Origin of the sequence: Nocardia seriolae NBRC 15557 (genome assembly GCF_007990715.1) — a bacterium.
In the GTDB taxonomy this organism is placed as follows: Bacteria; Actinomycetota; Actinomycetes; order Mycobacteriales; family Mycobacteriaceae; genus Nocardia; species Nocardia seriolae.
The window spans coordinates 1-3,069 of record NZ_BJWY01000236.1 but is presented as its reverse complement, the minus strand read 5'-3'; the positions used below and the strand labels follow the sequence as shown (position 1 = coordinate 3,069).

Sequence of the window (3,069 nt, the reverse complement as noted above, 5' to 3'; positions counted from 1 at the left end):
ATAAGGGGACCCACTTCGGGTCCCCTTATCGGCGTTTAAGCACCCGGTGCTGCGTTGACGCTCGAGGGCGCGTGATTGAATTTGGGGTGGTGTGGGATAGCCCACCGGCCCTCCTCACGCGCTCCAGCGCCGTGGCCGGGTACCGCAGGCTACAAGAACAGAGAGGGATCACCGTGGCGGAGCAGAACGACGGCCGCAAACCCTTCCGCCGCAACGACGGTGGGACCGGACAGGGCGGCTACGGCCGGCGCGACGACAACGAACGACGTGACCAGGGGCGGTCGTACGGCGGACCGCGTCGCGACGGCGGCAACCGTGAGGGCGGCTTCAACCGCGGCGGTGGATCCAACCGCGACGGCGGCTTCAACCGCGGCCGCGACAACGAGCGCGGCGGCTGGAACCGCTCCGAAGGCGACCGCGACCGCGGCGGCTACCGGGGCGAGGGCGGCAACAACCGTGGCGGAGGCGAACGCCGTGAAGGTGGCTTCAACCGGGGCGGCGGCGAACGCCGTGAGGGCGGCTTCAACCGCGGTGGTGGCGAACGTCGTGAAGGTGGCTTCAACCGCGGTGGCGGTGAGCGTCGTGAAGGTGGCTTCAACCGTGGCGGTGGCGAACGCCGTGAGGGCGGCTTCAACCGGGGCGGCGGTGAGCGTCGTGAGGGCGGCTTCAACCGCGGTGGTGGCGAACGTCGTGAAGGTGGCTTCAATCGCGGTGGCGGTGAGCGTCGTGAAGGCGGGTTCAACCGGGATCGTCGTGAGGGCGGCTTCGACCGTGGTGAGCGGCGTGAGGGCGGCTTCAACCGGGGCGGCGGGGACCGTCGTGAAGGCGGGTTCAACCGGGATCGTCGTGAGGGCGGCTTCGACCGTGGTGAGCGGCGTGAGGGCGGCTTCAATCGCGGTGGTGGGGACCGTCGTGAGGGCGGGTTCAACCGGGGCGGCGAGAACCGTGGTGGCGGACGGGGATTCGATCGGGACCGGGGCGGTCGGGACGAGCGGAAGCCGTTCGAACGCAACGGTTTCGGTGACGAACGCCGCGAGAGCCGCGAGAACCGGGGCGAGGAACGGGATTTCGAGCGGGCCGAGAAGCGGCCTTTCGACGGTGGTCAGGACCGTCGCCGGGGCGGCGAGGGTGCGCGCGTCGGCGGCGGGAAGCCGGGGGAGCGGCGTTCGGGCCGTCCGGATGAGCCGGCGCTGCCCGACGACGTGCAGGCCTCCGATCTCGAGCCGGCCGTCCGTCGCGATCTGCTGAGCCTGGACAAGGGCAATGCCGAGTCGGTGGCGCGGCACCTGGTGATGGTGGCGCAACTGCTGGACGAGGATCCGGAAGCGGCGCTGGCGCACGCTCGCGCGGCGCGGCAGCGGGCCGGCCGGATCGCGGTGGTGCGCGAGACCGCCGGTGTCGCCGCCTATCACGCGGGTGAGTGGGCCGAGGCGCTGTCCGAGCTGCGCACCGCGCGCCGGATGTCCGGTGGCGCAGGGCTGCTGGCCGTCATGGCCGACTGCGAGCGCGGACTGGGCCGTCCCGAGCGGGCCATCGAGCTGGGCCGCAGTGACGAGGCGCGGGCTCTGCAGGGCGATGAGGCCACCGAGCTGCGCATCGTGGTCGCGGGTGCGCGCATGGATCTGGGCCAGTTCGATCAGGCCGTGGTCACTTTGCAGACCGCCGAGCTCGATCCGGCCCGCACCGGATCCGCCGCGGCGCGCCTGTTCTACGCCTACGCAGAGGCGCTGCTGGCCGCGGGACGCGAGGAAGAGTCGCTCACCTGGTTCATGAACGCCGCCTCCGCGGACCTCGACGGCGAGACCGACGCCGAAGAGCGCGCCGCCGAACTCTCCGGTGAGGGTGGCGCGGATTGGACCGCGGCCTTCGACGAGGAGGACGAGGGCGACGAGGCCGACGGCGATGAGGGCGATGAGGACACCGCGGACGTGGCGGATGCCGCCGCCGCGAAGTCCGAGCTGTCGGAGCCGTCCGAAGCCGCGGAGAAGTCCGACCGCGACGCCGAGAACTGAGGCCCGGCAAGTGATTTCGACCGTGCGGCCGCGCAACTGCGTGGCCGCACGGTCTTTTCGTATCTGTGCACAGCGATGAGATTTATGCACAGCGATGAGAGATCTGCGAACAATGATGAGCGATCTGCGAACAGTGATGAGAGGGACGCTGTAATGCGACTGCGGGACCGCTTCGAAGCCCTGCTGCTGGATCTGGACGGAACCCTGTTCCGCGGCCACAAGCCGATTCCCGGTGCGCCGGAAGCGCTTTCGGCGGCCGACTCCGGTCAGCGCCTGATGTATGTCACGAACAATGCCAGCCGCTCGGCCGACGCGGTCGCGCTGCACCTGCGCGAGCTGGGCTTCGACGCCCACGAGGACGAGGTGGTGACCAGCGCCCAGGCGGCCGCGCGGCTGCTCGCGCACCGCGTCCCGACCGGCTCCACCGTGCTCGTCGTCGGCACCGACGACCTGATGTCCGAGGTGGAAAACGTCGGCCTGCAGGCGGTCCGCCGCTTCGACGGGGTGGTCCCCAGCGCGGTGATCCAGGGCCACTCGCCCCGGACCGCCTGGGCGGATCTGGCCGAGGCCGCCTACGCGCTGCGCTCCGGTGCACTGTGGGTGGCCGCCAACACCGACGCCACCCTCCCCACCGAACGCGGCCTGGCCCCCGGCAACGGCTCCATGGTCGCGGCGCTGCGCCAGGCCTCCGGTCTCGAGCCCCTGGTGGCGGGCAAACCCTATGCGCCCCTGATGGAGGACGCGCTCGAACGCGCGGCCACCCGCGACGCCCTGGTGGTCGGCGACCGCCTCGACACCGACATCGACGGCGCCCACGCCACGGGCCTGGAGTCCCTGATGGTGCTCACCGGCGTGAGCACCCTCGCGGATCTGCGTAACCAGCCCGCCGACCGCATGCCCACCTACATCGCCGAATCGCTCGATGCCCTGAACCATCCGGTCGCCGACATGGACCCGGTGGTGCCGGGTACCGGCGATATCGCCGAGGTCATCGCGGCCCGGCTGCGTGAAACCCCCGGCCGCGCAATACCGGTCCGGCCGACCGTGGACTAGTACT

Annotated in this window: 1 protein-coding gene and 1 pseudogene; both read left to right on the top strand. The window is 71.0% G+C overall.

Translation table 11 applies throughout. From position 1 onward, the window contains the following. Nucleotides 1-893: 893 nt before the first annotated feature. Nucleotides 894-1,841 (top strand): annotated as a pseudogene (locus NS2_RS35320) (hypothetical protein); the annotation flags it as partial. Between the two features lie 324 nt (nt 1,842-2,165). Beyond that, complete coding sequence (locus NS2_RS35315; RefSeq protein WP_033091705.1) at nt 2,166-3,065, top strand: HAD-IIA family hydrolase; 900 nt, start codon at nt 2,166-2,168, stop codon at nt 3,063-3,065. The last annotated feature ends 4 nt before the right edge of the window (nt 3,066-3,069 follow it).